Raw genomic sequence first — 26,406 nt, forward strand, 5'->3', positions numbered from 1 at the left:
CAAGTCTCCCACCCGGCACTGACAATCGATCTGGGCGAGAGGGCGCGGCCTCTGCGCGCGGGCGGCCGTGGAAACGTAAGCTGTGCCACGTCACACGGACCGGGCAGCGGGGATGAACATGGCGATGATGCGCCTGAGGCGCGAGGACCCGCGCGTCGTCGGCTCGTTCAGGCTTCACAGACGGCTCGGCGCGGGTGGAATGGGCGTTGTGTACCTGGGCTCCGACAAGAAGGGGCAGCGGGTCGCCCTCAAGGTCATCCGGCCGGATCTGGCGGAGGACCAGGAGTTCCGGTCGCGGTTCGCGCGTGAGGTCTCCGCCGCACGGCGGATCAGGGGTGGGTGTACGGCTCGGCTCGTCGCCGCCGACCTGGAGGCGGACCGGCCGTGGTTCGCCACCCAGTACGTGCCCGGGCCCTCGCTGCACGACAAGGTCGCCGACGAGGGGGCGCTGAGCGCGGCCGACGTCGCGGCCGTGGGAGCGGCCCTGTCGGAGGGGCTCGTCGCGGTGCACGAGGCCGGTGTCGTGCACCGGGATCTCAAGCCGTCCAACATCCTGCTGTCCCCGAAGGGGCCGCGGATCATCGACTTCGGTATCGCCTGGGCGACCGGGGCGTCCACCCTTACGCATGTCGGGACCGCCGTCGGTTCGCCCGGCTTCCTCGCGCCGGAGCAGGTGCGCGGCGCCGCCGTCACGCCGGCCACGGACGTGTTCTCGCTCGGGGCGACCCTGGCGTACGCCTCGATGGGGGACTCACCCTTCGGGCACGGCAGTTCCGAGGTGATGCTCTACCGCGTGGTGCACGAGGAGGCGCAGCTGCACGGCGTTCCGGACGCCCTGGCTCCGCTGGTGCGCGCGTGCCTCGCGAAGGACCCCGAGGAGCGGCCCAGCACGCTCCAACTGTCGCTGCGCCTCAAGGAGATCGCCGCCCGCGAGACGCAGGGTCTGGCGGATGTACGTCCGCCCGCGCCCCGCACCGCGGAGGCGGACCGGCCCACCGGACGGCTCGCCGACACCTACCCGGAGCCGCAGCGCCAGGAGCTGCGTGAGCAGCGGCGGCCGCAGGGGCCCCCGCCGCCGCGGGGTACCTCGTCGCGCGGTCCCGCTTCGCCTCGGGGCCCGGTGCCTTCGCGAGGCGGCGGTGCGGCGCGGGGCGGTGCGATCCCGCCGTCACGGAACGCCGGGGCCTCGTCCTCGCGCTCCGGGGCCCGGCCCACGCCGGCCCCTCGCAACGCGGGCCGCTCGGGCAATGCCGGTCGGCCCGCTCCGCGCAGCGGTGCCGGGCGTCCCGGCCCCCGGCCCACGGGGACCGGACGGCGGCCGGCCAATCCGCGGCTGCTGCGCCAGCGGCTGTTCGTGTTCGTCGTCGTGACGCTGCTCGTGGCGCTCGGCATCGCCGCGGCCCAGGGCTGCCAGGGGCCATCGCGGGGACTCGGCGACGACCGCGACGTCGTACGGAAGCAGTCGTCTCAGGTGCAGGTGGACGAGCGGTCGGGGCGTACGGCGGTGGACCCGCCCGTCACGTCCGAGCGGTAGGGAGCCGCCGTCAGCGGCGTCAGAGGTTCGGCAGGATTCGTTCGAAGAACTCTCGGTCGCCTTCGAAGATCGGGGTGAGCACGAGGAATTCCTCCGGAGTGACCCAGCGGGTGTCGGCGACCTCCCCCGGGTCGGGGATCACCTCGCCGGCGGTCGCGTCCGCTGTCCACCAGTGGAGGCGGAACTGGCCGTCGTCGGTGTCCGACTCCCAGACCTTGGCGTCCGCGGTGACTGTGAGGCCCACCTCCTCGTGGACCTCGCGGATCAGGGCCTCCTGCTGGGTCTCCCCCGGTTCGACCTTGCCGCTGAGGGGCTGCCAGTAGCCGGGGCGGGCCACGGCCGGGCCGCGGCGGATCGCCAGCACCCGGTCCCCACGGCGCAGGACCGCGACGATCGCCTCCCGCTGCGACAAGGCGCTACACCTGCGGGCGGCCCGTGGCCACCGCGTAGAAGGCGACCGCCGCGGCCGCGCCCACGTTGAGCGAGTCGACGCCGTGGGACATGGGGATGCGGACCCATTCGTCGGCGGCGACCAGGGCCTGGGTGGACAGGCCGTCGCCCTCGGCGCCGAGCATCAGGGCCACGCGGTCCATCTTGTGCGGGGCGGCCTCGTCCAGGGACCTGGCCTTCTCGTCGGGGGTGAGCGCGAGGAGCGTGAAGCCGGCCTCGCGGACCGACTCCAGGCCCTTGGGCCAGGTGTCGAGGCGGGCGTAGGGGACGGAGAAGACCGCGCCCATGGAGACCTTGACGCTGCGGCGGTAGAGCGGGTCGGCGCAGTCGGGCGAGAGCAGGACCGCGTCCATGCCCAGGGCCGCCGCCGAGCGGAAGATCGCGCCGATGTTGGTGTGGTCGTTGACCGACTCCATGACGACGACCCTGTGGGCGGTCTGCAGGAGTTCGGCCGCCGTCGGCAGCGGCTTGCGCTGCATGGAGGCGAGCGCGCCGCGGTGCACGTGGTAGCCGGTGACCTGTTCGGCGAGCTCCGGGCTGACCGCGTAGACGGGGGCCGGGAGCTCGTCGATGACGTCGCGCATGACGTCGACCCACTTGGCGGACAGCAGCATCGAGCGCATCTCGTACCCGGTGTCCTTGGCTCTACGGATGACCTTCTCGCCCTCGGCGATGAACAGACCCTCGGCCGGTTCGCGCTTGCGGCGCAGTTCGACGTCGGTCAGGCCCGTGTAGTCGCGCAGGCGCGGGTCGTCGGGATCCTCAACGGTGATGAGATCGGCCACAGGGTGATACTGCCTTGTCCTGGGTGTGGTGCCAACGGCTGGGAACGAGTTGGGTTACCCGCGGTTACGCGGATGCCTGCGGGCCTACGTTGACGACCTCGCCGATGACAATGACCGCCGGCGGCTTGACCTCCTGCGATCGGACCGTCTCGCCGACCGTCGCCAGGGTCGCGTCGACGCGGCGCTGGGCGGCCGTGGTGCCCTCCTGGACGAGGGCGACGGGGGTGTCGGCGGGCTTGCCGTGCGCGACGAGCGTCTCGGCGATCTTTCCGATCTTGTCGACGCCCATGAGGATCACGAGGGTGCCGGTGAGCCGGGCCAGGGACGGCCAGTCGACCAGGGAGCGCTCGTCGTCGGGGGCGACATGACCGCTGACCACCGTGAACTCGTGGGCGACACCGCGATGGGTGACGGGGATGCCGGCCGCGCCCGGGACCGAGATCGAGCTGGAGATGCCGGGGACGACGGTGCAGGGGATGCCGGCCTCGGCGAGGGCGTGCAGTTCCTCCATGCCGCGACCGAAGACATAGGGGTCGCCGCCCTTGAGTCGTACGACCGACTTGCCCTGCTTGGCGTGCTCGATCAGGGCGTTGTTGATGGCCTCCTGGGCCATGAAGCGGCCGTACGGGATCTTCGCCGCGTCGATCACCTCGACGTGCGGCGGGAGTTCGGCGAGGAGGTCGCGCGGGCCAAGGCGGTCGGCGATGACGACGTCGGCCTCGGCGAGCAGACGGCGGCCTCGGACCGTGATGAGGTCCGGGTCGCCCGGGCCACCGCCGACGAGGGCGACGCCGGCGGTGCGGGTGCGGTGGTGGGGGGCGACGAGGGTGCCGTCGCGCAGGCCCTCGACGACCGCGTCGCGGATGGCGGCGGTGTGGCGGGGGTCGCGGCCGCGGGCCTCGGTGGTGAGGACGGCGACCGTGACGCCCTCGCTGTGGCCGGTCGCCGGGGTCCAGGCCGTGGCGGCATCGGCGTCGTCGGAGCGGACGCACCAGACGCGGTGCGCCTCTGCCTCGGTCGATGCAGCGGCGTTGGCCTCGGGATCGCTGGTGGCGATCAGGGCGTACCAGGCGTCCGAGAGATCCCCTTCGGCATACGAACGCTTCTGCCAGGTGATCTCGCCCGCGTCCGCCATGGCTTCGACGGAGGGGGTCGCCCCGGGCGATACGAGGAGGACGTCCGCGCCTGCTGCGATCAGCGCCGGGAGGCGGCGCTGGGCCACCTGGCCACCGCCGAGGACGACCACTTTGCGGCCGGTGAGGCGGAGGCCTACGGGGTAGGCGGGGCTTTCGGCCATGAGGTGCGGCTCCTCGTCCTGGCAATGCGATGGGTGCTACGGCGCTGGAGCAGCCCTGACGTGCGGATTTCAAAGATGGGTTCAGCGTACGGCCGGGGTGGGGCGCACGCAGGAGCGCGTACCCCACCCCGCTGCGGAGTCACTTCTCGGTGACGCCCGCCGAGTCGAAGGTCGCCACCTCGTGCATGGCCCGGGCCGTGCTCTGCACCAGCGGCAGAGCGAGGAGGGCGCCCGTGCCCTCGCCGAGGCGGAGGTCGAGGTCGACCAGGGGGCGCAGGCCCAGCTTGTTGAGGGCGGCCACATGGCCGGGCTCGGCGCTGCGGTGGCCCGCGATGCAGGCCGCGAGGACCTCGGGGGCGATGGCGCGGGCGACCAGGGCGGCGGCACCGGCGCTGACGCCGTCCAGGATCACCGGGGTGCGGAGGGAGGCGCCGCCCAGCAGGAGGCCCACCATCGCCGCGTGTTCGAAGCCGCCGATCGCGGCGAGTACGCCGATGGGGTCGGCCGGGTCCGGCTGATGGAGCTCGATGGCGCGGCGGACGACCTCGGTCTTGCGGGCCAGGGTCTCGTCATTGATGCCGGTGCCGCGGCCGGTGACCTCGGCGGGGTCGGTGTCCGTGAAGACCGAGATCAGGGCGGCGGACGCGGTGGTGTTCGCGATGCCCATCTCGCCGGTGAGAAGCGCCTTGTTGCCGGCCGCGACCAGGTCACGGGCCGTCTCGATGCCGACCTCGATGGCCTGCTTGGCCTCCTCGCGGGTCATCGCGGGGCCGGTGGTCATGTCGGACGTGCCGGCGCGGACCTTGCGGGGCAGGAGGCCGGGCGTGGCCGGGAGGTCGGACGCCACGCCGACGTCCACCACGCAGACCTCGGCGCCCACCTGTCCGGCGAAGGCGTTGCAGACCGCGCCGCCGCCGAGGAAGTTGGCGACCATCTGGGCCGTCACCTCCTGCGGCCAGGGTGTGACGCCCTGGGCGTGCACGCCGTGGTCACCGGCGAAGATCGCGACGGCCGCGGGCTCCGGGATCGGCGGCGGGCACTGGCGCGAAAGCCCGGACAGCTGCGCGGAGATGATCTCCAGCATGCCGAGCGCACCGGCCGGCTTGGTCATCCGCTTCTGCCGCTCCCAGGCCTCGCCGAGCGCCTTGGCGTCCAGCGGGCGGATCTGGGCGACGGTCTCGGCGAGCAGGTCGTGCGGCTCCTCGCCGGGCAGCGCACGACGGCCGTACGTCTCCTCGTGCACGACCCACGACAGCGGGCGGCGCTTGGACCAGCCGGCCTGCATCAGCTCGGGCTCGTCCGGGAACTCGTCGACGTAACCCACGCACAGGTAGGCGATCACTTCGAGGTGCTCGGGCAGCCCCAGCGCGCGGACCATCTCGCGCTCGTCGAAGAAGCTGACCCAGCCGACACCGAGGCCCTCGGCGCGGGCGGCGAGCCAGAGGTTCTCGACGGCGAGCGCGGCGGAGTACGGCGCCATCTGCGGCTGCGTGTGGCGGCCCAGGGTGTGGCGGCCGCCACGGGTCGGGTCGGCGGTGACGACGATGTTCACCGGGGTGTCGAGGATGGCCTCGATCTTCAGTTCCTTGAACTGCTTGGCCCGGCCCTTGGGAAGGGACTTGGCGTACGCGTCCCGCTGCCGCATGGCCAGTTCGTGCATGCTGCGCCGGGTGTCGGCGGAGCGGATGACGACGAAGTCCCACGGCTGCGAGTGGCCGACGGAGGGAGCGGTGTGCGCGGCCTCCAGGACACGGAGCAGCACCTCGTGCGGGATCGGGTCGCTGCGGAAGCCGTTGCGGATGTCGCGGCGCTCGCGCATGACCTTCATGACGGCCTCGCGCTCGGCCTCGTCGTAGGCGGGCGCGGCCGGACCGGTGGACTGTCGTACTTCTTCCACTGCGGCCGTGCTCTCTTCTTCCTGGTCGGCGGCCCGGGTGTCCAGGTCCTCCGCGTGCTGTACGAGTTCGGTGTCGGCCTGACGGGGGCCGGGGACCACCGGGACCGGCTGCGGCGCCTGCGCTTCCTCCGCGGGCACCCTGAACGCGTGCGGCGGGGTCGGGGCGAGGTGCGGGGTGGTCGGCACGGAGCCCTCGACGGGGACGAACTCGCCCAAGGGAGCTTCGTCCTGGGGGTGCTGGGCGGGAAGCACCGGGTCCGTGTGCGGGAGCTCGCCGGCCTCTGCGAACCGGGGCTGCTCGGCGGGGTCGGCCGCGAACGGCTGGGGGGTGGGGTCCTGCGGGGCGGCCGGGCCGAGGTCGGGGGCCTCGACGGCTTCCGCGGGGAGTTCGGGGTGAGGCTCGGAGGGGGGTACGGCGGTCTCGGGCGCGGGCTCGGCGGGGGCAACCACGACGGGCGGCTCTGTCGGATACGCGGTGAGGGCGGTGGCCGGGTCAGCGGCGAGAGCAGTCGGACCCGGGGCCACCTCGGCTGCTGCGGGCAGGGGCTGCGCGGTGACGTCCTCGGCGATCGGGGCGTCGGCGGCCACGGCGAGCGGGTGCGCGTCGGGGGACGGCTGTGCGTCCGGGGTGGACTGCGCGACCAGGTCGAGAGGCGCGAGCTCGTCCTGGGGAGTCGGCTCGGCGTCCGTGGGCTGGAGGGTGGGGGCCGGTGCGACGGTGAGGTCCACGGCCGGCGCCGGGGAGGCGTCCGCGGGAAGCGGGGTGGAGGTTGCGTCCGCAACCGCCGGGACGGGGTCGCCTTCGACGGCCTCGGGTGCGGGCGTGGGTACGGCCTGCTCGGCAACCTGGACGGGCTCGGCCTCGGCAATCCGGACGGGCTCGACGGTGACAGCCTGGGCGGGCTCGGGGGCGACAGCCTGGGCTGCATCGAGGTCTGCGACCTGGGCGACGGCGTCCGAAGCCACCGCTTCGGCAACCGGCGCGGGCTCGGGCACGACCGCCTCGGGCAGCTGCCCGGCATCGGGCGCGGCCGTTTCGGGTGTGTTCACGAACTCGGGCGCCACGGCCTCGGGAAGCCGGCCGTTCTCGGGCGCAATGCCCTCGGCGACCTGCTCGCTCCCGGGCGCGACGCTCTCAACGATCTGCTCGCTCACCGGCACAGGAGCCTCGGCGACCCGCGCACCCTCGATGACGACAGCCTCCATGAGCTGCTCGGGCACGGCAGCCTCCGCGACCTGCGCCGCCTCGGCCTCCATCACCGCCTCCGGAGCCTGCGGGGTCACGGGAACCTGAGGGGCTTCCGGCACGGTTCCGGCCTCGGGAGCTGCCTCGGGCTCGTGCCCGGCCGCAACTGCATCGGCCCGCCCGCCCTCCGGTGCGAACCCTGCGCCGGACATCGGCACGGACGCGGCGTCGTCAACCGGCCCCGCTTCCGCGGCACTTACAGGGCCAAGGCCCTGGTCGCCGTCCGCGGCAGATCCGGCGTGAGGAACATGCCCGCCGTCCGCAGGCGCCCCCGCCGGAGCAACGTGTCCGCCGTCCCCGGCCGAACCGCCGACAGCAGCATGGCCAGTGTCCACGGCCGTTCCGCCGGGAGCGATGTGTCCGCCCTCCCCGGCGAAACCGCCCGGGGCGACCTGGCCGCCCTCCGCAGCGAACCCGCCCTCGACGGACCCGGCCGGTGCACCGTGCCCGCCCTCTACGGCAGACACCCCCACCGGAACCTGCCCGCTCTGCGGGCCGTACGCCGCCTGCGCGCCGTATGCGGACTCAGGGGTCTGAACACCGTGGGCGAAGTCACCGTTCGGCGTCTGCGTCGGTGCCTCCGTCTCCGTCGCGATGCGGGCCATGACGGCCTGGGCCGCGCCCACCGGTTCGGCGTTCGGGGCCGGGGTCGGAACAACCGTTTCCGCAGCCGTCACCCCGTGGCTCACCGGAGCCTGCGCCTGCGCGCCCCAGGGGACCGCGCCCTGCGGGGACATCTCGCGGAGGTGCGGGGCGTCGAGGTACTCGGGGCCGGCGGCCGTCGCCGGGCCGGACGGGCGCACCGGTGCGCCCGCGGGGCCGCGGTCGGCCAGCGAACGGACCGGGCTCGCGGACGCGTCGGGGATCGGCGGGCCGAGGTGCAGCGGGCGACGCGGCGGCACGGGAGCCTGCGTCGGGTTGGGCAGGCGGACCCCGCCGAGGTCGACCGAGCCGCTGTCGCGGCCCGCCGTCTCGTGCGGGCCCGGCTCGTGGACGGCCTCGACGACCGGCTCGGGCGCGGGCGGGGCCACCTCGTTGCCCCAGGGGCTCTGCGCGCCCGGCAGCAGCAACAGGTCTTCGTCCTCGGCGGTGGTCTCGGAGAGGTAGGTGTACGCACCGTGCGCGGGGGCGCCCGGCTGCTCCACCATGCCTGCGTTCTCCGGCAGTCCCTCGCCCGGGACCTGGCCGGTGTCGGTCATGCGTACCCCTCGCCCATCGGTTAGTGCTTCTCGGTCCAGCTCACCGGGGACGGCGCACCGACCGCCCCGCAGTGAAGAACGAGCGTGCGCGCCCAGCGGCACGAACGACCCGCCCGGAAAAGGCGACAAAGCCATTCAGTGGCATTGTCCCGGTCGTCCCACCGCCGCGACAGGTTGATCCGCAACGGCCCGCTGTGGACTGCGCCACGTTGCGCGTCCTCCGGTTCTGCCGTACCACACCCACCCCAAAAGGGGCGTGTTTTCCGGACATTGACGAACGAAGTGCCGGGCCACCCGGTGCGGTGCAACGGTCGGCCAGCCTACCGCGAGCGATACGACTACAGGATCACCGGGACGGCAGAAAACAGGATCACTGGGACGGCGCCCGGGTCACGTTGCGCGCTCCGGGAGCGTGCCGCTGAGCAGGAACGCGACGCTCCGCTCCCTCTCCGTCCAGGCCCGCGTGTCGAGTTCGACGGACTGGAGCAGGGCGCACTCGACCTCGTAGCCGTGCTCGGTCAGGTCGCGGCCGATGAGTTCGGCGGCGTCGCGGGTCGCGGCGTGCGTGACGATGCGCTGCGGGCGGCGGTCGGCGACCGCCGAGACCACGGCCGCTCCCCCGCCGCCGACGCGCACGACGTCCGGCTCGGGGAGGTTCTCCAGGACGTGCGGAGCGGTGCCCTGGACGATCTGCAGCTGGACCCCGAACGCACGGGCGTTGGACCCGGTGCGTTCGCAGGCCCGTGGGTCCCGGTCGACGGCGATGACGGCGGCCCCGGCCCGGGCGGCTTCCGTGGCGAAGGCGCCACTGCCGCAGCCGATGTCCCACACGAGGTCGCCGACGCGCGGGCCGAGCCGGGTGAGTTGGGCCGCCCGGAGCGGTTCCAGTTCCCCTTCGCCCATGAGGCCGCCGTAGGACTCGGCGGGCTGGGTCCAGCCGCGCGGTGCGGCGCCCGGGTCGCGGCCGGCGATCCACCCGCTGCCGTCGGCCGCGGTGCTGGTGCCGCCGATGACGATGACGATGTTCGGGTCGCGCCAGGTGTGGTCGGGGGCCTTGTCGGAGGTGACGACGGTGACCTGTTCGCGTTCGGTGCCGAGTTCCTCGCAGATGACGAAGGTGCGGTGGACGCCATCGAGGAGCAGGCCGAGTTCGGCGGGTCCGGCGCCCGGCGAGGTGAGGACGGCGACCTTGGTGTGGGCGCGGCACACATTCACCGCGCGTCGCAGGGTGCGGCGGTGTGCGACGACCACCTGTGCGTCGTCCCAGGGCATCCCGGCGCGGGCGAAGGCGGCGGCGACGGAGGAGACGGCGGGGACGACCTCGACCTCGAGGCCGAACTCCGGTGCGCGCAGGGTCCGTACGACTCCGAAGAACCCGGGGTCGCCGTCGGCGAGCACGACCGCGGTGCCACGGTGGCCGGCGATGCGGCGGGCGGCGAGGGCGACGCTGCCGAGGCGGATGCGCTCGGCGGTGGGCGGCACCTCGGGCAGCGCCAGGTGGTGGGCGGCGCCGGCCACCAGCGTGGCGGCGCTCAGGGCGGAGCGGGCCGCGGCGGTCAGGGGCGAGCCGTCCCAGCCGATCACCGTGACGCGGTCGGCCATCGTCGTCAGTCTCCAGGGGGTCTTGCGCAGGTCGGGCTCCGTGAGGGTACCTGGTGGCAGGTGCGGGCCCTCGAGCCCCCGGGTTCAGTTCCAGTCGGTGAAGGTCGTGAAACCACCGGTGTCGGCCAGCTGATCGCCCGCGCCGTCGAGGTCCTCGGGCAGCAGGCTCCAGACGATGTAGTCGGTGCGTACGTCGGCCCAGGTCCCGTCGTCGGCGCGGACGTGCGCTATGCAGGCGCCCCGCAGCACGCCCTCGCTGATGCAGCCGATCTTCTGGGCGACCTGCTGGGAGGCGGTGTTGTCGGCCGCCGTGCGCAGCTCGATGCGCTCCAACTTCTGGTCGCCGAACAGCCATTGGGCGGTGGCGAGCGCCGCCTCGGAGGCGTAGCCCTCGCCGCGGGCCCAGGGGGCGATGATGTACGACAACTCGGTGGAGCGGACGTGCCAGTTGGTCTTGGCGAGCTGGACGATGCCGACCAGGCGCTGGGTGAGGAACTCGGTGACGGCGAGGTCGAGTCCACGGCCCGACTCCCGCTCGGCGGGCGCGTACTCGGTGATCCAGCTGCGGGCCTGGTCCTCCGAGTAGGGCTGGGGCACGTCGGTCCAGGCGCCGACCTGCTCGTCGTTCATCATCGCGGCCAGTTCCCGCACATCGTCCTCGTCGAGGGGACGCAGCACCAACCGCTCCGTGCTGATGGAGATGTTGGGGAAGGTGCTAGTCATGCGCCGCTCCGTAACCTTCGGAAAACCTTCAGGGCCTGCGAACTGCCCAGCATGCAGCATGAAAGCAATGAACGGCACCACGGGGTCCACTCCTGGTGAGCGAGTGGACCCCGTGCGTGGCGATACGCGGTATACGCACCGTCAGAAGGACGCGACGACCGAGCCCTGGTACTTGTCCTCGATGAACTTCTTCACCTCGGGCGAGGTGAGGAGCTTCGCGAGCTTCTTCACCCGCGGGTCCTTCTCGTTGCCCTTCTTCACGGCGAGGAAGTTGCCGTACGGGTTGTTCTTCGCCGACTCCAGGACGAGGGCCTCTTCGGCGGGCTTGATCCCCGCGGAGATGGCGTAGTTGCCGTTGACGACCGCGGCGTCCACGTCCTCCAGGGAGCGTGCGGTCTGGGCCGCCTCGACCTCCTTGAACTTGAGGTTCTTCGGGTTCTTGGCGATGTCCTGCGGGGTCGCCTCGTTGCCCGCGCCGTCCTTGAGCGTGATGAGGCCGTTGGCGGCGAGCAGCTTCAGGGCGCGCGCCTCGTTCACGGCGTCGTTCGGGACGGCGATCGTCGCACCGCTCTTGAGCGCGTCGGCCTTCTTGACCTTGTGGGAGTAGAGGCCGAGCGGCTCCAGGTGGACCGTGACGACGGGCACGATGTGGGTGCCCCGCTTCTTGTTGAAGTCGTCCAGGTACGGCTGGTTCTGGAAGTAGTTGGCGTCCACCGAGCCGTCCTCGGTCGCGGTGTTCGGGACGATGTAGTCCTGGAACTCCTTGACCTCCAGGTCGAGTCCGGCCTTCTTCGCCAGGTTCTTCTTGACGAAGTTCAGGATCTCGGCGTGCGGGGTCGGGCTCGCGGCGACGACCAGCGGTCCGCTGTAGTCGGAGGAGGTCGAGGCCGAGTCCGTGCCCGAACCGCACGCGGTGAGCCCGAAGGTGAGGGCTCCGGCGGCGAGGACGGCGGTGGTGAGCTTTGCGGTGTTACGCACGAAAAGTGCCTTTCCTTATGGGTGCAGCGACCCCGCGGTTGGTGGTGCGGGGAGTCTGAGGGGGTGCTTACGCGGCCTGGTTGACGTCGGCGGGAGCCGGCTCCTCGGCCTTCAGCAGGCGCAGCTTCGGCGCCGGGCCGGAGCGGCCGCCGCGGCTGTGCAGGGAGCGGGCCGCGAAGTCGCCGGCGAACTGGATGACCGAGATGACGACCGCGAGGATCGCCACGGTGATCCACATGAGCTCGGTCTCGAAGCGCTGGTAGCCGTAGCGGATGGCGATGTCGCCGAGGCCTCCGGCGCCGACCGTGCCGGCCATGGCGGAGTAGCCGATGAGCGCGACGATCGTGGTGGTGGTGCTGGAGATCAGCGAGGGCAGCGACTCGGGTACGAGGACCTTGCGGACGATGGTCCAGGTGCTGCCGCCCATCGACTGCACGGCCTCGACCAGTCCGCCGTCCACTTCGCGGACAGCCGTCTCGACGAGGCGTGCGAAGAAGGGGATCGCCCCGATGGCGATCGGCACGATTGCGGCCTCGCGGCCGATGGTCGTCCCGGTGACCCAGCGCGTGAAGGTCGTCAGCGCCAACATCAGGATGATGAACGGCATCGACCGTGCGATGTTCACGATCTGCCCGATGACCTTGTTGGCGACGATGTTCTGCAGCAGTCCGCCCCGGTCCGTCAGGACGAGGAGGACGCCGAGCGGAAGTCCGCCGACGACGGCGATGAGCGTGGACCAGCCGACCATGTAGAGGGTGTCCCAACACGCCTGGGACAGCAGCGGCGACATCTCCGACCAGCTCACTTGACACCCTCCACAAGCAGAACGGGCTCCTGGCCCACGACATCGATCTGCAGGCCCTGTTCGCGCAGGAAGCCGATCGGCACGACGTTGTCCTCGTAGCGGCCGGGCAGTTCGATGCGCATACGGCCGACCTGGAGGCCGCCGACGGTGTCGATGGCGGCGCCGAGGATCGAGATGTCGATGTTGTAGGTGCGCGAGAGCTGGGAGATGACGGGCTGGGTGGCGGCCTCGCCCTGGAAGGTGACGTCGACGACGGTGCGGTCGGCGTCGGTGGCCTCGCCGCCCACGGGGAAGAGCGCGGCGGCCAGCTCGGAGCCGGGGGTCGCGAGCAGCTCGCTCACCGTGCCGGACTCGACGATGCGGCCCTGCTCCATGAGCGCGGCGGAGTCGCAGATCGACTTGACGACGTCCATCTCGTGCGTGATGAGCAGGACGGTCAGGCCCAGCTGCCGGTTCAGGTCGCGCAGCAGCTGGAGGATCGAGCGGGTGGTCTCCGGGTCGAGGGCGCTGGTGGCCTCGTCGGACAGGAGGACCTTGGGGTCGCCGGCCAGGGCGCGGGCGATGCCGACGCGCTGCTTCTGGCCGCCGGAGAGCTGGGCGGGGTAGGCCCTGGCCTTGTCGGCGAGCCCGACGAGGTCCAGCAGCTCCAGCGCCTTCCGCGAGCGCTCCTTGCCGGACTTGCCGAGGATCTCGAGCGGCAGCTCGACGTTGTCCTGGACGGTCCGCGAGGACAGCAGGTTGAAGTGCTGGAAGACCATGCCGATACGGCTGCGCGCCCGCCGCAGCTCCTTGCCGGCACGGGGCCCGCGCCCGGCGAGGGCCGTGAGGTCCTGCCCGGCGACGGTGACCGTCCCGGACGTCGGGCGCTCCAGCAGGTTGACGCAGCGGATGAGCGAGGACTTGCCGGCGCCGGACTGGCCGATGACGCCGTACACCTCGCCTTCGCGGACGTGCAGGTCGACACCGTCCAGGGCGGTGACCTCACGGCCGCGCGAGCGGTAGACCTTGGTCAGGCCTGATGTCGTGATCACAGGGGTGTTCCGTCACTGTCGAGTACGCGGGCGTGGGTGTGCCCTGGTACGAAAGGGAAAGTCATGCGCGGGCGGCTCGGTCACGTACGGCGTTCATGGCGTACGGACATGCCGCGGCAGCTCGCTTCGGGGCGCGAGGCTCAAGGGTGGTGCAGGGGCCCTCTAGAAGGCGCGCATTCGACACAGACAACGAGCACCGGGCGTCAGGGTCGCCTCGGTCGCAGAAGTGCGGCAGCTCGTCGTGGTCATGCGATCAGTAAATCAGACGTATTGAAGTGACCAAGAACCGCTGTCCGCATGCCGGACAGCGGTGGACAGTTTTCAGCCGCGGACGGAGATCTCCACTCCCCCGTCGGTGACCAGTGCGGACAGGGCCGAGAGGTCCTTGACGACCAGGTCCGCGTCGAGCTCGTGAGCATGGTGGGTTGTGGTCAATGCCACGGTGGTCATGCCGGCGGCGCGCCCGGCCGCGAGACCTGCGGGCGCGTCCTCGAAGACGATGCACCGGGCCGGGTCCACGCCCAGCTGCCGGGCGGCGAGGAGATAGGGCTCGGGGTCGGGCTTGCCGCGGGTGATGTCGTCGGCGGCGATCAGGGTCTTGGGCAGGATGCCGACGGCGTCGAGCCGGGCCTCGGCCAGCCGCCGGGTGGCCGAGGTGACGACGGCCCAGCGGTCGGCGGGCAGCGCGTCGAGGAAGTCCTTGGTGCCGGGCAGCAGGTGTACGCCCCCGTTGGGCACGTCCTCCACCTCCAGCTGCTCGATCCGCGCGACCGCCTCCGGCACGACCTCGGCGGGCAGCAGGTCGGCGGCTATCTCCACGGCCGGCCGCCCGTGCAGTTCGACCCGGCCGAAGTCCTCGGCGGTGAGGCCGTACTCCTGCGCCCACCGCGTCCAGCAGCGCTGCACGGAGTCGAGGGAGGAGACGAGGGTGCCGTCGTTGTCGAACAGAAGAGCCTGTGCCTGGAACATCATGGTCTAGACCCTACGGCGTACAGCGGGGGCGGCGGCATCGGGTCCTTTGGCCCGTAATAAGGTCGCGGCATGCTCAATGCCCTGACGCTGGCGACCGGTGTCGCAGCGCTCCTGCTCGCCGCCTGGTGCGGGTGGGCCGCCTATCGCGATCAGCCGACCAAGGACTGGCACTTCATCGGTATGGGCGTGGTGTCGCTGCTGGCCGTGGTGCAGCTGGTGATCGGGATCGTGCAGCTGGCGCGGGGCGAGAAGCCGGACCAGGGCACGACGATCTTCGTGGCGTATCTGCTGGGCGCCTTCGCGTGCATCCCGGCGGCGGGGTTCATGTCGCTGGCCGAGCGCACCCGGTGGGGCTCGGTGACGGTCGCCGCCGGCGGTGTGGTGCTGGCCGTGCTCGAGGTGCGGCTCTATGACATCTGGGGAGGCTGAGGTGGCCGTGGCGGAGGAGAAGCCGGCGAAGCCCGCGAGGACGCGGCTGATCAGCGGGCCGGGCATGCTGCTCGTCTGGTTCTACGGCGTGATGGTCGTCGGTGCGGTCTCGCGCTCCGTCTACCAGATCGCCACGGAGTTCGACCGCGCACCGCTGGCCTACTCCCTGTCCGCGATCGCGGGCGTGGTGTACGGCTTCATCACGTACACACTGGTCCGCGGCGGCGAGACGGCCCGCAAGGCGGCACAGGTCTGCTGCGCCGCCGAACTCGCGGGTGTCCTGATCGTCGGCACCTGGACCCTGGTCGAGCCCTCCGCCTTCCCGGACGCCACGGTGTGGTCGGACTACGGCATGGGGTACGTCTTCATCCCCGTACTGCTGCCGCTGTCCGCGCTCTACTGGCTCCGCAGGAACCGCACCGTCACGCAGTAGCCACGTACGCGCCGGCCGGCTTCTCCAGGACGATCATCGGTACCCCGTCGTCGCCCTGCGCCGTACCCACGGCCTGGTAGCCGACCCGGCGGTACAGGCGGAGGTTGCCCTCGCTGCGGTGGCCGGCCTCGAGACGGAACCGCGTGGCGCCGCGCTGCTCGGCGAGGGCCGATTCGGCCGCGCGCAGGAGCCGGGCGCCGATGCCGTGGCCCTGGAGGCGGGGGTGGACGCAGAGTTTGCCGATGGCGGCCGAGCCGTCCTCGGTGACCCGGCCGCGCACCGAGCCGACCACTTCTTCGCCGAGCCGAGCCACGAAGACGCAGTCCGCGGCCACCTCCTGACGGACCGAGTCCAGGGTCTGGACGAGCGGGTCGATGCGGTAGTTGCCGTACAGCGCCGCCTCGCTCTGGAAGCACAGGTACTGGAGCTTGAAGATCTGCTCTGCATCCTGCTCGGTCGCCACCGAGATGGTCACGCTCATGCCCATGTGCGCACGCCTCCCGCTCACCTGATCGCCAAGTTGTCCCTCACTCCTATCCCCGCGGTTCGCGGGCCGCAACCTCCGGCGCGAGCAAACGACGCAGACATCCCAGGCATCTGGAACGTTCCGGGCCGAGACTTCCCTGTGAGATACCCAACTCCCCCGCGATTTCCCGGTATGTCAGGTCTTTCGGGGAGAGCAGGGCCTCCATGAGGCTGGGGCAGCGGCCGGGCAGCCGGCGGACCGCGTCGCGCAGCGCCCGGCGCCGGGCCGCCGCGAGAGCGAGGAGTTCGGGGTCGCTGTCCACGTCCTCGACGGGTTCGATGCCGTACGGCCGTTCGAGACGGGTCGTACGGCGGGTGCGGCGCACCTCGGAGCGGACGGCTCGGCGCAGCCAGTCCTGCGGGTCGGGCGGCGGGCCGTCGGAGTCGAGGCGTTCCAGGAGGCGGAGCCAGACCGCCTGTTCCAGGTCGCCGGGCTCGGTACCGGAGGCATGCGCCTCCGCGGAGGCCTCGGCGGTGAGCAGTGGGCGCAGGGCGGCGACGAGGTCGTGCGTCATATGCGGCACGACGCGGCCGCCCGGGCACGAGGTTGCCCGGGCGGCCGACTGTCACCCCAACCGGGGCCGGTGGCTCAGCCGTTGACGAAGTCCTGGCGGGCCAGGACGCCGGTGTCGGCATTGTCGGTGAAGACACCGTCGATGCCGGTCGCGAAGTAGGTCCTGAAGGCGCCGAAGGGGTCGCCGTAGCCGTCCGCGTCGGTGCCCTTGCGGAAGTCCGCCGGCAGGAAGGGGTTCTCGTTGCGCATGGTGTACGGGTGCAGGATCAGGCCGACCTTGTGTGCGTCGGCGACGAGGGTGGTCGTCTTGTCGAGGCTGCCGTCCGCCTTCTTCGTGATGATCAGGTCGAGGGTCGGGCCGAGACCCTGCGCGTAACCGGCGATCTCCCTCAGGCCCTTCGGGGTGATCAGGTCGGCGACGGTGCGCGGGTCGCCCGCCTCGACGAAGTCCCAGGGGCGGGTGCTGGCCGCGGACAGCAGCACGACGAGGGGGTTGTCGACCAGGGTGTTCAGGCGCTGGATGCTGCTCGGCTCGAAGGACTGCAGGATGACCGGCGAGTCCCGCTTGTCCTTGCCGTACTTGTGCAGCAGCTTGGCGACCCGCTCCTCCAGGCCGAGGCCCAGCTTGCGGAAGTAGGTGGGGTGCTTGGTCTCGGGGTAGATCCAGACCTGCTTACCGCGCTTGCGGGTCTGCTCGTCCTGCCACCTCAGGACTTCCTCGAAGGTGGGGATCTCCCAGCGGCCGTTGTAGATCGTGTTGTGCGGGCGGTTGGCCGGGATGCGCTCGATCGCGCGCAGCGTCTTCAGCTCGGCGAGCGTGAAGTCCTCGGTGAACCAGCCGGTGGTGGAGACGCCGTCGAGGACCTTGGTGGTCTTGCGGTCGGCGAACTCCGGGTGGTCGGCCACGTTCGTCGTCCCGCCGATCTCCGGCTCGTGCCGGCAGACCAGATGACCGTCCTTGGTGGGCACCAGGTCGCCGGCCTCGACGATGTCGGCGCCCAGGTCGAGGGCGAGGTTGTACGAGCCGAAGGTGTGCTCCGGCCGGTAGCCGCTGGCGCCGCGGTGGCCGATGATCGTCGGCTTGGGCAGGCTCTTCAGGCCGCCGCCCCCGTGCCCGGCACCCGCGGCTCTCGCCGTACCGGACAGGCCGAGGACGGCTCCGCCCGCGCCCAGCACCGCCGCACCGAGGAGCGCGCGTCGCCCGGTGCCGCCTGTCTGCTCGTTCTCCTGCGTTCCCATGAGCGCCTCCCCTGACGTCGACTCCTTCGGATGCGGGCCGATCGTAGGTGCGTGGACATGACGGGTGGGAGACCTCGGCCGGAACACGTGGGTGACTCGGGATGTCGTATGGGAAAGCAGTTCTGACGAACCGTGGCGGAGCGCTGCGGCTCCCCCGTTCGGCGGCGCGACCTCGGTCACATCGTTCCGTCCCGGTTACCGGCAGGCAACGGGGCGTCACCCCAGGTGAACCCACGTCAACAGTGCGTAAGACCTCGGTGAACCCGATGTGCAAGACCCGGGAGACCGGGAGTATCGTCCTCACCTGCACAGACTCATACCGAAACCCTTGACATCGGAGGGCCCGTTGTCCCGCTTCGCGCTCATCAAGGCAGTGCTCGGACCGATCATGCGCCTGATGTTCCGCCCACGGGTGGAAGGCGCGGAGCACATCCCGGGCGACGGTCCGGTCATCCTGGCCGGCAACCACCTGACCTTCATCGACTCGATGATCCTGCCGCTCGTGTGCGACCGGCAGGTGTTCTTCATCGGCAAGGACGAGTACGTCACCGGCAAGAGCCTCAAGGGCCGCCTGATGGCCTGGTTCTTCACCGGCGTGGGCATGATCCCGGTCGACCGCGACGGCGGCCGGGGCGGGGTCGCCGCGCTGATGACCGGGCGGCGCGTGCTGGAGGAGGGGAAGGTCTTCGGGATCTACCCAGAGGGCACGCGGTCGCCCGACGGGCGGCTGTACCGGGGGCGTACCGGGATCGCGCGGCTGACCCTGATGACGGGGGCGCCGGTCGTTCCCTTCGCGATGATCGGCACGGACAAACTGCAGCCGGGCGGGGCGGGTATGCCCCGGCCCGGGCGGGTCACTGTTCGGTTCGGTGAGGCGATGGAGTTCTCCCGTTACGACGGGATGGACCGGGATCGGTATGTGCTGCGGGCGGTGACGGACTCCGTGATGGCGGAGGTCATGCGGCTGTCCGGCCAGGAGTACGTGGACATGTATGCGACCAAGGCCAAGGAAGCTGCGTAAGGGTTCGTTGTCGGGCGCGGATCAGTGGGGGTTGCTCGCGCCCACGCGGCGGAGCCGCACATCGACACGGCCCCGCGCCCCTCACTGCCTGCTGTCCAACCGTTGGTCGCGGAGCATGAACCATGCTGCCAGCGCCGTTGTCAGCAGGACGATTGCACCGACCGCCGACGCGATCGAGAGGCCGTTGACGAAGGCGTCTCGGGCCGAGGCGAGGAGTTCCTGACCCGCATCCGTCGGCATACCGGCCGCCGCCTCCACCGCGCCGCCCAGTGACTCGTGCGCCCCTGCCGGAGTGCCCGCCGGAGCGGTGAAGCCTCGGTAGACGCCCGTCACGATCGTGCCCAGGATGGCGATTCCGAGCGCCGCACCCAGTTCGTATGCCGTCTCCGATACGGCTGAGGCTGCGCCCGCCTGTTCCTTCGGTACGGAGGAGAGGATGACGTCGGCCGTCACCGTGAAGGAGAAGCCGGCGCCGACTCCGACGACCAGGAGCGCGGTGCCGAGGAGCGGGTAGCCCGTTGACCGGTCGATCAGGGTCAGGGCGGCCAGGGCGAGGCCCACCGCCGCCAGGCCGCCCGCGACCACCGCGCGGACCGAGAAGCGGCGTGCCACGCGCCCGGCGACGAGACCCGCCGCCACCGCGCCCACCGCTGCGGGCAGTTCGGCCAGACCCGCCTCGAACGGGCGCCTGCCCTGCACGAGTTGCAGATACTGGGAGAGGAAGAACACCAGCCCGGACAGGCCGAGGATGGTCAGCAGGTCGGCCAGGACCGCGGCGCTGAAGCCGCGGTTGCGGAACAGGCGCATGTCCAACAGGGGGGTGGGCAGCGTGAGTTGGCGGCGGACGAACCAGGCCAGGGCTGTGGCGCCCAGTGCGCCTGCGGCGAGCACCGGCCACTCGAAGCCGTGCGTCGCGGCCTCCTTGACCGCGTAGACGACGCCGATCACACCGACCAGCGACAGGACGACGCTGGTCAGGTCCCACGGACCCGGGTTCGGGTTGCGGGACTCGGGCAGCGTGCGGATGCCGACCAGGACCAGGACCGCCATCACCGGCAGGTTGATCAGGAAGACCGAGCCCCACCAGAAGTGCTCGAGGAGGAAACCGCCGGCGATCGGGCCGATCGCCGTGCCCGCGGAGGCCGTCGCGCCCCAGATGCCCACCGCGAGGCTGCGTTCGCGCGGGTCGTGGAAGAGATTGCGGATCAGGGCGAGGGTGGCCGGCATGAGGGTCGCGCCCGCGACGCCGAGCAGGGCGCGGGCCAGGATCATCAACTCCGGTGTCGTGGCGTAGGCGTTGAGGACCGATATCGCTCCGAACGCCGTGGCGCCGACCAGGAGGATGCGCTTGCGGCCTATGCGGTCGCCGAGGCTGCCCATCGAGACGAGCAGTCCGGCGATGACGAAGGAGTAGACGTCGCCGATCCACAGGAGTTGCGTGCCGGAGGGCTTCAGGTCCTCGCTGATGTAGGGGGTCGCGAGACCGAGGACGGTCGCGTCGACGGCCACCAGCAGCACGGCGAGCACGAGGACGGACAGCGCGAGCCAGCGGCCGGGGCGCTTCACCGCCTCGGTCGTGGTGGCCGGCTGCAGGGTGCTGGTCATGCTTCCTCTCTCCGTAGTGCGCCGCCGAGCAGCAGCTCGGCGGTCATGTGGGTGAAGTCCTTGGGGGCGCCCTTGCCGCTCTGCACCATCCAGGCGCCGGAGGCCAGCAGTCCGAACAGCGCCTCGGTGAGCCAGGCGGGCGTGAGGTCGATGCGGAACTCGCCGCTCTGCTGACCGCGCCGGAACAGGGCGGTGATGCGGTCGTCGATCCGGGACCAGCCGACGTTCTGTTCCTCGCCCTCGAACAGCTGGTTCTCGGTGTAGAGGAAGGCGAGCAGGCCGGCGGCGGGTTCGATCTCGCGGACGAGCCGTCGCACGGCGTCGCCGGCGGGGCCCTCGTCCAGGCGCGACGCGTCCAGCGCCGCCTCGCACTCGGCGATGCCGAGCGACTCCAGCGCCCGTACCAGCGCGTCGCGGCCCGCGAAGTGGCGGTGCAGTGTGGCCCGGCTGATTCCGGCCGCCTTGGCGACCTCGTCCATCGTCGCGGTGGATCTGCGGGTCAGCAGTGCTGCGGCGGCGCGCAGCATGTGGTCACGATCGACAGCCATGAGACAACCATAGCCCAAGTGAGACGTCAGTGTCTCATCATGGGCATGCGCGTCTCATGGGCGGATGGGTCGTGCCGGTTGCCTCAGTGCCAGGGCAAGCGGGCGCGCGTCTCCCAGTACGCCTGCGGGTCCTCGACGAGTGCGGCCAGGCGGGTCAGCTGGTCCTCGTCCAGGTCCACGACCGCCGCGTGCAGGTTGGACGCCAGCTGGTTGATCGTCGCGGCGCCGGAGAGGACGACGCCTGCCCAGGGTTGGCGCAGGATCAGGGCCAGGGCTACGGCGTCGCAGCCGAGGGACGTCTCGGCGGCCACGGCCTTCAGGGCTTCCGGGGCGTGCGGGGCCGCGAGACGGCCGTTGGCCATGGCCTCCTTGACGATCACCGTGAGGCCGGCGTCGTGGGCCTCGGCGAGGGCGGGGGCGGCCGAGGTCTCCAGGGCGTTGTACGTCGACTGGACGGTACGGAAGAGGGGTTCGCCGTCGACCGTCACGGCGAGGGCGGCGCGGATCGCTTCCGCCTGCGCCGGGCCGCTGGTGGAGAAGCCGATGGTGGTGCCCTGGGCGGCGGCCTCCGCCAGCCTGGCGTGGAGTTCCTTGTCGGTGAGGGCCGGGCTGTCCGGGGTCACCGAGTGGATCTGGTAGAGGTCTAGGTGGTCGCCGAGCAGGTCGGCGGTCTCGGCGCGCTGGCGTTCGTACGTCTGGACGCTGTGGTCCTTGACCTCGTGCGTCTCGGCGTCCGCCGTCCAGCCGGCGGTGTAGGTGTAGCCCCATTTGCTGCCTACGACGATGTCGTCGAGGTCGGGGCGGGTGTTCAGCCAGTCGGCGAGGAACTCCTCGCTGCGGCCGTAGGAGCGGGCCGCGTCGAAGTAGCGGATGCCCTGGGCGTAGGCGGCGTCGAGGAGTTCGTGGGTCCGGGTGCGCAGCGCGTCGACGGTGCGGGCCTCCGGGAGGTCCTCTTCACGGCCGAGGTTGATGTAGCCGGGGCGGCCGACTGCGGCGAGGCCCAGTCCGATGTGGCAGGTGGGGGTTGTTGCTGATGCCAGGCGGGCGAAGGGCATCGCGGGCTCCGTTCGGTCGGGTCCGGTACGGCTCCTGACCAACGTAACCCGTGATGACCTTCGCCTCAGAGCTCCGTCAGGGCACTACTTCTTCCTGGCCGTCGCCCACTCGTGCTGGGCCGCCACGTCCTGCTTCACCTCTGCCAGCTGGATCGCCACCGCGCTCGGGGCAGTGCCGCCCCGGCCGTTGCGGGCGGCCAGGGCGCCCGGGACGTTCAGGACCGCGCGGACCTCGGGGGTCAAGTGGGCGGAGATCTTGGCGAACTGCTCGTCCGTCAGCTCGTCCAGTTCCTTGCCCTCGGCCTCGGCGACCTTCACGCACTCGCCGGCGACCTCATGGGCGACGCGGAACGGGACGCCCTGCTTGACCAGCCACTCGGCGATGTCGGTGGCGAGGGAGAAGCCGGCCGGGGCCAGTTCCTCCATGCGCTCGCGGTGCACGGTGAGCGTCGCCATCATGCCGGTGAAGGCCGGGAGCAGGAGCTCCAGCTGGTCGATGGAGTCGAAGACCGGCTCCTTGTCCTCCTGGAGGTCGCGGTTGTACGCGAGCGGGAGGGCCTTGAGCGTGGCCATCAGGCCGGTCAGGTTGCCGATCAGACGGCCGGACTTGCCGCGCGCCAGCTCCGCGATGTCCGGGTTCTTCTTCTGCGGCATGATCGACGAGCCGGTGGAGAACGCGTCGTGCAGAGTCACGAAGGAGAACTCCTTCGTGTTCCAGATGATGATCTCCTCGGCGATCCGGGAGATGTCGACCCCGATCATCGCCGTGATGAAGACGAACTCCGCCACGAAGTCACGGGACGCCGTGCCGTCGATGGAGTTGCCGACGCTGCCGTGCTCGAAGCCGAGATCCTTCGCCACCGCCTCCGGGTCCAGGCCGAGGGAGGAGCCCGCGAGGGCGCCCGAGCCGTACGGCGAGACCGCCGTCCGCTCGTCCCACTGGCGCAGGCGCTCCGCGTCCCGGGAGAGGGACTGCACATGTGCGAGGACGTGGTGGGCGAACAGGACCGGCTGGGCGTGCTGGAGATGGGTGCGGCCGGGCATCGCCACGTTCGGGTGGGCCTCGGCCAGGCCGATCAGGGCGTCCTGGAGGTCGGCGATCAGGCCGCCGATGGTGCGGGCGTGGTCGCGCAGGCACATGCGGAAGAGGGTGGCGACCTGGTCGTTGCGGGAGCGGCCGGCGCGGAGTTTGCCGCCGAGGTCCGGGCCGAGGCGCTCCAGGAGGCCGCGCTCCAGGGCGGTGTGGACGTCCTCGTCGGCGATCGTGCCGACGAACTCGCCCGACGCCACGTCCGCCTCGAGCTGGTCGAGGCCCGCGATCATCCGGGCCAGTTCGTCGTCCGTGAGCAGGCCCGCCTTGTTCAGCACGCGCGCGTGTGCACGCGAGCCGGCGATGTCGTACGGCGCCAGCCGCCAGTCGAAGTGGACGGACGCGGACAGCTTCGCCAGGGCCTCGGAGGGGCCGTCGGCGAACCGGGCGCCCCAGAGCCGGACGTCACCGCTGTTGCTGCTCACTTGCGTTGCTCCTAGGGAGGGTGGGTCAGTGTTGGGCCAGGTCGCGCTGGGCGGCCATCTTCGACGACAGACTGTAGATGTCGATGAAGCCCTTGGCCGCGGCCTGGTCGAAGGTGTCACCAGTGTCGTACGTCGCGAGGTTGAAGTCGTAGAGCGACGTGTCGGAGCGGCGGCCCGTCACGACCGCGCGGCCGCCGTGCAGGGTCATCCGGATGTCGCCGTTGACGTGCTGGTTCGCCTCGTCGATGAAGCCGTCCAGGGCGCGCTTGAGCGGGGAGAACCACTGGCCGTCGTAGACGAGTTCGCCCCAGCGCTGCTCCACCTGCCGCTTGTAGCGGGCGAGTTCGCGCTCGACGGTGACGTTCTCCAGCTCCTGGTGGGCCGTGATGAGGGCGATCGCGCCCGGGGCCTCGTACACCTCGCGGGACTTGATGCCGACGAGGCGGTCCTCGACCATGTCGATCCGGCCGATGCCCTGGGCGCCGGCGCGCTCGTTGAGCTGCTGGATCGCCTGCAGGACGGTGACGGGCCTGCCGTCGATCGCGACCGGGACGCCCCGCTCGAAGGTGATGATCACCTCGTCGGCCTCGCGGGCGAGGGCCGGGTTCTGCGTGTACTCGTAGATGTCCTCGATCGGTGCGTTCCAGATGTCCTCCAGGAAGCCCGTCTCGACCGCGCGTCCGAAGACGTTCTGGTCGATGGAGTACGGGGACTTCTTGGTGGTCGCGATCGGGAGCTGCTTGGCCTCGCAGAAGGCGATCGCCTTGTCGCGGGTCATCGCGTAGTCGCGGACCGGGGCGATGCACTTCAGACCGGGGGCGAGGGCGACGATGCCGGCCTCGAAGCGGACCTGGTCGTTGCCCTTGCCGGTGCAGCCGTGGGCGACGGTGGTGGCGCCGTGCTTCTGCGCGGCGGCGACCAGGTGCTTGACGATCGTCGGGCGGGAGAGCGCGGAGACCAGCGGGTAGCGGTCCATGTAGAGGGCGTTGGCCTTGATCGCCGGGAGGCAGTACTCCTCGGCGAACTCGTCCTTGGCGTCGGCGACTTCGGCCTCGACCGCGCCGCAGGCGAGGGCGCGCTTGCGGATGACGTCCAGGTCCTCGCCGCCCTGGCCGACGTCCACCGCGACGGCGATGACCTCGGCGCCCGTCTCCTCGGCGATCCAGCCGATGGCGACGGAGGTGTCCAGACCGCCTGAGTAGGCGAGTACGACGCGCTCGGTCACGGGATTCTCCTCAGCACTGCATTCACTGACATGCATGAGTATGCAAGGCTCTGCATGATTCGTCAATCTCGGGGGCGCTTGAACACCCGCAACCGCTTTCCCGTACCTCACGCCGAACGCAGGCGCCGCGTTTGTACACACCAGCCACACAGCAGTGACACACCTGTCACCCCAGACCCGAGTGAGGCATCCGCATGTCCAGGGCTCTTCCGAAGTACAACAAGCGTCGCGTCGTGATCATCGGCGGCGCTGCCGCGGTGGCGCTGTCCGGGGCGATCATCGCCGGTACCGCCCTCGCCGGGACGCCGTCCAAGAGCAGCGGCAACAACGCGCGGACCCTGGCCGCGTCCCCCGGCACCATCACCTGCCCGGACGTCGCCCCGAAGCTCCCCGCGATCCCGGCCTCCGCCCAGGCCGAGGTCACCCGCAACCTGACCCTCCTGCAGACCCAGATCGACGAGGCCAACAAGCGCCTGGTCGACACGGTGGGCCAGGGCGGGCCGAACTTCGTGAACAACGCCATCCTGGGCCCCCTCAAGGACAAGCGCGTCGCAACGATCAACCGCATCGCCACCGCGATCGGCCGTACGGCGGCGAAGCCGACCGGGCTGGACTCGCTGGCGCCGTGCACGCTGAACGCGGGAGGCACCAACTCGGGCAGCACCGGTACAGGCAACGCGGGCAACGGCGGCTCCGGTGCCGCGAGCTCCGCCACGCCCAGCGCGTCCGCCTCCACGGCGGCCGGCAGCGACGCCTCCGCGGTCGGCACGATCACCTGCCCGGACGTCGCCTCGAAGCTCCCCGCGATCCCGGCCTCCGCCCAGGCCGAGGTCACCCGCAACCTGACGCTCCTGCAGACCCAGATCGACGAGGCGAACAAGCGGCTGCAGTCGACGGTCGGTCAGGGCGGCCCGAACTTCGTGAACAACGCGATCCTCGGCCCGCTGGCGGACAAGCGGAAGTCAACCGTCGACCGCATCGCCATCGCGATCGGCCGTACCTCGACCAAGCCGACCGGCCTGGATTCCCTGGCCGCCTGCACGCTCACCAAGTGACGTGACAGGCGCTGTGGCCGCCCCGATGCAGCGCCGGCCGGGGCGGCCACGGCCGGAGTCCGGCGACCTCCCCGGCAACCGGATCCCGCAATTCCTTAGACAGGCGAAAGGCTTGCGCGCATAATCATTAGACGTGGGAAAGACTTATGAGCGCATAGACGGCAGACTGCGTACGTTCATCGAGGCGCAGCCCCTCTTCTTCACCGCGACCGCTCCCCTGTCGGGCGACGGCACGGTCAACCTCTCCCCCAAGGGCCTCAAGGGCTCCTTCGTGGTGCTCGACGAACTCACCCTGGCCTACCTGGACTTCGCCGGATCCAACGCGGAGACGATCGCGCACCTGCGCGAGAACGGCCGGATCACGCTGATGTGGTGCGCGTTCCAGGGGCCGCCGAACATCGTGCGGGTGCACGGCCGCGGGGAGGCCGTCTTCCGGGACGACCCCCGCTTCAAGGAACTGCTCGGCCGCTTCCCGGACATCGATCCCGCCCTGCACGGCCTGCGCGCGATCATCGTCGTGACGGCCGAACTCGTCCGCGACTCCTGCGGTTACGCGGTTCCCTTCATGACCTACGACGAGGACCGCGATCTGCACGGCAAGCGGTTCGCGCGCGAGGACGACGTGTCGCTCAGCGAGTACTTCACGAAGAAGGAGCACATCGCCACGAGCCTGGATGGACTACCCGGGCTGCCGTTGCCGCTTCCGCCGTCTACGGTCTGAGC

24 protein-coding genes are annotated in these 26,406 nt (G+C 71.1%); 6 read left to right on the forward strand and 18 right to left on the reverse strand.

What is annotated here, in order from left to right; all coding sequences use genetic code 11:
• Nucleotides 1–112 precede the first annotated feature (112 nt).
• Entirely contained in the window at nt 113–1,534 is a 1,422-nt protein-coding gene (locus ACFY1L_RS17840; RefSeq protein ID WP_388824375.1) for a protein kinase, read from the forward strand.
• A 19-nt stretch (nt 1,535–1,553) separates the two neighbouring features.
• On the opposite strand, the gene ACFY1L_RS17845 is transcribed toward ACFY1L_RS17840, so the two are convergent.
• The 10 genes from ACFY1L_RS17845 to ACFY1L_RS17890 all read right to left on the reverse strand — a co-directional run bounded on the left by ACFY1L_RS17845 (nt 1,554) and on the right by ACFY1L_RS17890 (nt 14,519).
• Nucleotides 1,554–1,946, reverse strand: a complete 393-nt coding sequence (locus ACFY1L_RS17845) for an NUDIX domain-containing protein (RefSeq protein ID WP_388824378.1) — start codon at nt 1,944–1,946, stop codon at nt 1,554–1,556.
• A 4-nt stretch (nt 1,947–1,950) separates the two neighbouring features.
• Entirely contained in the window at nt 1,951–2,769 is an 819-nt protein-coding gene (locus ACFY1L_RS17850; protein WP_388824381.1) for a TrmH family RNA methyltransferase, read from the reverse strand.
• Nucleotides 2,770–2,833: 64 nt separating this feature from the next.
• Nucleotides 2,834–4,066, reverse strand: a complete 1,233-nt coding sequence (gene cobA / locus ACFY1L_RS17855; RefSeq protein ID WP_388824384.1) for a uroporphyrinogen-III C-methyltransferase — start codon at nt 4,064–4,066, stop codon at nt 2,834–2,836.
• Nucleotides 4,067–4,205: 139 nt separating this feature from the next.
• On the reverse strand, nt 4,206–8,408 hold the full coding sequence (gene cobT, locus ACFY1L_RS17860) for a nicotinate-nucleotide--dimethylbenzimidazole phosphoribosyltransferase (protein ID WP_388824386.1): 4,203 nt from the start codon (nt 8,406–8,408) through the stop codon (nt 4,206–4,208).
• Nucleotides 8,409–8,798: 390 nt separating this feature from the next.
• A complete protein-coding gene (gene cbiE / locus ACFY1L_RS17865; RefSeq protein ID WP_388824389.1) occupies nt 8,799–10,010 on the reverse strand; it encodes a precorrin-6y C5,15-methyltransferase (decarboxylating) subunit CbiE in 1,212 nt (403 codons plus the stop codon).
• Between the two features lie 84 nt (nt 10,011–10,094).
• Nucleotides 10,095–10,733, reverse strand: coding sequence for a GNAT family N-acetyltransferase (locus ACFY1L_RS17870; protein ID WP_388824392.1), 639 nt, complete (start codon nt 10,731–10,733; stop codon nt 10,095–10,097).
• A gap of 141 nt (nt 10,734–10,874) precedes the next feature.
• On the reverse strand, nt 10,875–11,711 hold the full coding sequence (locus ACFY1L_RS17875; protein WP_388824394.1) for a MetQ/NlpA family ABC transporter substrate-binding protein: 837 nt from the start codon (nt 11,709–11,711) through the stop codon (nt 10,875–10,877).
• 67 nt (nt 11,712–11,778) lie between these two features.
• Nucleotides 11,779–12,516 carry a methionine ABC transporter permease gene (locus ACFY1L_RS17880; protein WP_388824397.1) on the reverse strand — a complete coding sequence of 246 codons (738 nt, stop codon included), beginning with the start codon at nt 12,514–12,516 and terminating at the stop codon, nt 11,779–11,781.
• Nucleotides 12,513–13,547, reverse strand: coding sequence for a methionine ABC transporter ATP-binding protein (locus ACFY1L_RS17885; RefSeq protein ID WP_388824400.1), 1,035 nt, complete (start codon nt 13,545–13,547; stop codon nt 12,513–12,515). Before ACFY1L_RS17885 ends, ACFY1L_RS17880 begins: the two co-directional genes overlap by 4 nt.
• A 321-nt stretch (nt 13,548–13,868) precedes the next feature.
• Nucleotides 13,869–14,519, reverse strand: coding sequence for an HAD-IA family hydrolase (locus tag ACFY1L_RS17890; protein WP_388824403.1), 651 nt, complete (start codon nt 14,517–14,519; stop codon nt 13,869–13,871).
• A gap of 69 nt (nt 14,520–14,588) precedes the next feature.
• Here ACFY1L_RS17890 and ACFY1L_RS17895 point away from each other — a divergent pair, with 69 nt between their 5' ends.
• Complete coding sequence (locus tag ACFY1L_RS17895) at nt 14,589–14,948, forward strand: hypothetical protein (RefSeq protein WP_388824406.1); 360 nt, start codon at nt 14,589–14,591, stop codon at nt 14,946–14,948.
• Complete coding sequence (locus tag ACFY1L_RS17900; protein WP_388824409.1) at nt 14,929–15,381, forward strand: hypothetical protein; 453 nt, start codon at nt 14,929–14,931, stop codon at nt 15,379–15,381. Before ACFY1L_RS17895 ends, ACFY1L_RS17900 begins: the two co-directional genes overlap by 20 nt.
• On the opposite strand, the gene ACFY1L_RS17905 is transcribed toward ACFY1L_RS17900, so the two are convergent.
• The 3 genes from ACFY1L_RS17905 to ACFY1L_RS17915 form a co-directional block, all read right to left on the reverse strand.
• Entirely contained in the window at nt 15,371–15,868 is a 498-nt protein-coding gene (locus tag ACFY1L_RS17905) for a GNAT family N-acetyltransferase (protein ID WP_388824413.1), read from the reverse strand. The two genes, ACFY1L_RS17900 and ACFY1L_RS17905, sit on opposite strands and share 11 nt — an antisense overlap.
• A 46-nt stretch (nt 15,869–15,914) precedes the next feature.
• On the reverse strand, nt 15,915–16,421 hold the full coding sequence (locus ACFY1L_RS17910; RefSeq protein WP_388824415.1) for a sigma-70 family RNA polymerase sigma factor: 507 nt from the start codon (nt 16,419–16,421) through the stop codon (nt 15,915–15,917).
• 74 nt (nt 16,422–16,495) lie between these two features.
• On the reverse strand, nt 16,496–17,659 hold the full coding sequence (locus ACFY1L_RS17915; protein ID WP_388824418.1) for a glycerophosphodiester phosphodiesterase: 1,164 nt from the start codon (nt 17,657–17,659) through the stop codon (nt 16,496–16,498).
• 346 nt (nt 17,660–18,005) lie between these two features.
• Between ACFY1L_RS17915 and ACFY1L_RS17920 the strand changes: the two genes are divergently transcribed.
• The gene (locus tag ACFY1L_RS17920) at nt 18,006–18,680 is read left to right on the forward strand and encodes a lysophospholipid acyltransferase family protein (RefSeq protein WP_361259634.1); all 675 of its coding nucleotides are present in this window, start codon (nt 18,006–18,008) and stop codon (nt 18,678–18,680) included.
• Between the two features lie 81 nt (nt 18,681–18,761).
• Here ACFY1L_RS17920 and ACFY1L_RS17925 read toward each other — a convergent pair whose 3' ends face one another.
• The 5 genes from ACFY1L_RS17925 to ACFY1L_RS17945 form a co-directional block, all read right to left on the reverse strand.
• Nucleotides 18,762–20,285, reverse strand: a complete 1,524-nt coding sequence (locus tag ACFY1L_RS17925; RefSeq protein ID WP_388824421.1) for an MFS transporter — start codon at nt 20,283–20,285, stop codon at nt 18,762–18,764.
• Nucleotides 20,282–20,833, reverse strand: a complete 552-nt coding sequence (locus ACFY1L_RS17930; protein ID WP_388824424.1) for a TetR/AcrR family transcriptional regulator — start codon at nt 20,831–20,833, stop codon at nt 20,282–20,284. The genes ACFY1L_RS17925 and ACFY1L_RS17930 overlap by 4 nt, the downstream gene beginning before the upstream one ends.
• A gap of 83 nt (nt 20,834–20,916) precedes the next feature.
• Entirely contained in the window at nt 20,917–21,888 is a 972-nt protein-coding gene (locus tag ACFY1L_RS17935) for an aldo/keto reductase (protein WP_388824427.1), read from the reverse strand.
• An 84-nt stretch (nt 21,889–21,972) separates the two neighbouring features.
• Nucleotides 21,973–23,403 carry an argininosuccinate lyase gene (gene argH, locus ACFY1L_RS17940; protein ID WP_388824430.1) on the reverse strand — a complete coding sequence of 477 codons (1,431 nt, stop codon included), beginning with the start codon at nt 23,401–23,403 and terminating at the stop codon, nt 21,973–21,975.
• Nucleotides 23,404–23,428: 25 nt separating this feature from the next.
• Nucleotides 23,429–24,628 (reverse strand): argininosuccinate synthase, encoded by a 1,200-nt coding sequence (locus tag ACFY1L_RS17945; RefSeq protein ID WP_388824433.1) that lies wholly within the window; start codon nt 24,626–24,628, stop codon nt 23,429–23,431.
• A gap of 194 nt (nt 24,629–24,822) precedes the next feature.
• On the opposite strand from ACFY1L_RS17945, the gene ACFY1L_RS17950 reads away from it, so the two are divergent.
• Entirely contained in the window at nt 24,823–25,683 is an 861-nt protein-coding gene (locus ACFY1L_RS17950; RefSeq protein ID WP_388824436.1) for a hypothetical protein, read from the forward strand.
• Between the two features lie 133 nt (nt 25,684–25,816).
• Entirely contained in the window at nt 25,817–26,404 is a 588-nt protein-coding gene (locus tag ACFY1L_RS17955; protein WP_388824439.1) for a pyridoxamine 5'-phosphate oxidase family protein, read from the forward strand.
• The last annotated feature ends 2 nt before the right edge of the window (nt 26,405–26,406 follow it).

Source organism: Streptomyces sp. NPDC001663 (genome assembly GCF_042893105.1).
Classification (GTDB): Bacteria; Actinomycetota; Actinomycetes; order Streptomycetales; family Streptomycetaceae; genus Streptomyces.

Excerpts from the sequence above, each read along its gene's own strand:
- ACFY1L_RS17840 (WP_388824375.1), top strand. The coding sequence starts at position 113 with ATGAACATGGCGATGATGCGCCTGAGGCGCGAGGACCCGCGCGTCGTC.
- cobA (WP_388824384.1), bottom strand. The coding sequence starts at position 4,066 with ATGGCCGAAAGCCCCGCCTACCCCGTAGGCCTCCGCCTCACCGGCCGC.
- cobT (WP_388824386.1), bottom strand. The coding sequence starts at position 8,408 with ATGACCGACACCGGCCAGGTCCCGGGCGAGGGACTGCCGGAGAACGCA.
- cbiE (WP_388824389.1), bottom strand. The coding sequence starts at position 10,010 with ATGGCCGACCGCGTCACGGTGATCGGCTGGGACGGCTCGCCCCTGACC.
- ACFY1L_RS17870 (WP_388824392.1), bottom strand. The coding sequence starts at position 10,733 with ATGACTAGCACCTTCCCCAACATCTCCATCAGCACGGAGCGGTTGGTG.
- ACFY1L_RS17890 (WP_388824403.1), bottom strand. The coding sequence starts at position 14,519 with ATGATGTTCCAGGCACAGGCTCTTCTGTTCGACAACGACGGCACCCTC.
- ACFY1L_RS17895 (WP_388824406.1), top strand. The coding sequence starts at position 14,589 with ATGCTCAATGCCCTGACGCTGGCGACCGGTGTCGCAGCGCTCCTGCTC.
- ACFY1L_RS17900 (WP_388824409.1), top strand. The coding sequence starts at position 14,929 with ATGACATCTGGGGAGGCTGAGGTGGCCGTGGCGGAGGAGAAGCCGGCG.
- ACFY1L_RS17905 (WP_388824413.1), bottom strand. The coding sequence starts at position 15,868 with ATGGGCATGAGCGTGACCATCTCGGTGGCGACCGAGCAGGATGCAGAG.
- ACFY1L_RS17910 (WP_388824415.1), bottom strand. The coding sequence starts at position 16,421 with ATGACGCACGACCTCGTCGCCGCCCTGCGCCCACTGCTCACCGCCGAG.
- ACFY1L_RS17915 (WP_388824418.1), bottom strand. The coding sequence starts at position 17,659 with ATGGGAACGCAGGAGAACGAGCAGACAGGCGGCACCGGGCGACGCGCG.
- ACFY1L_RS17925 (WP_388824421.1), bottom strand. The coding sequence starts at position 20,285 with ATGACCAGCACCCTGCAGCCGGCCACCACGACCGAGGCGGTGAAGCGC.
- ACFY1L_RS17930 (WP_388824424.1), bottom strand. The coding sequence starts at position 20,833 with ATGGCTGTCGATCGTGACCACATGCTGCGCGCCGCCGCAGCACTGCTG.
- ACFY1L_RS17935 (WP_388824427.1), bottom strand. The coding sequence starts at position 21,888 with ATGCCCTTCGCCCGCCTGGCATCAGCAACAACCCCCACCTGCCACATC.
- ACFY1L_RS17950 (WP_388824436.1), top strand. The coding sequence starts at position 24,823 with ATGTCCAGGGCTCTTCCGAAGTACAACAAGCGTCGCGTCGTGATCATC.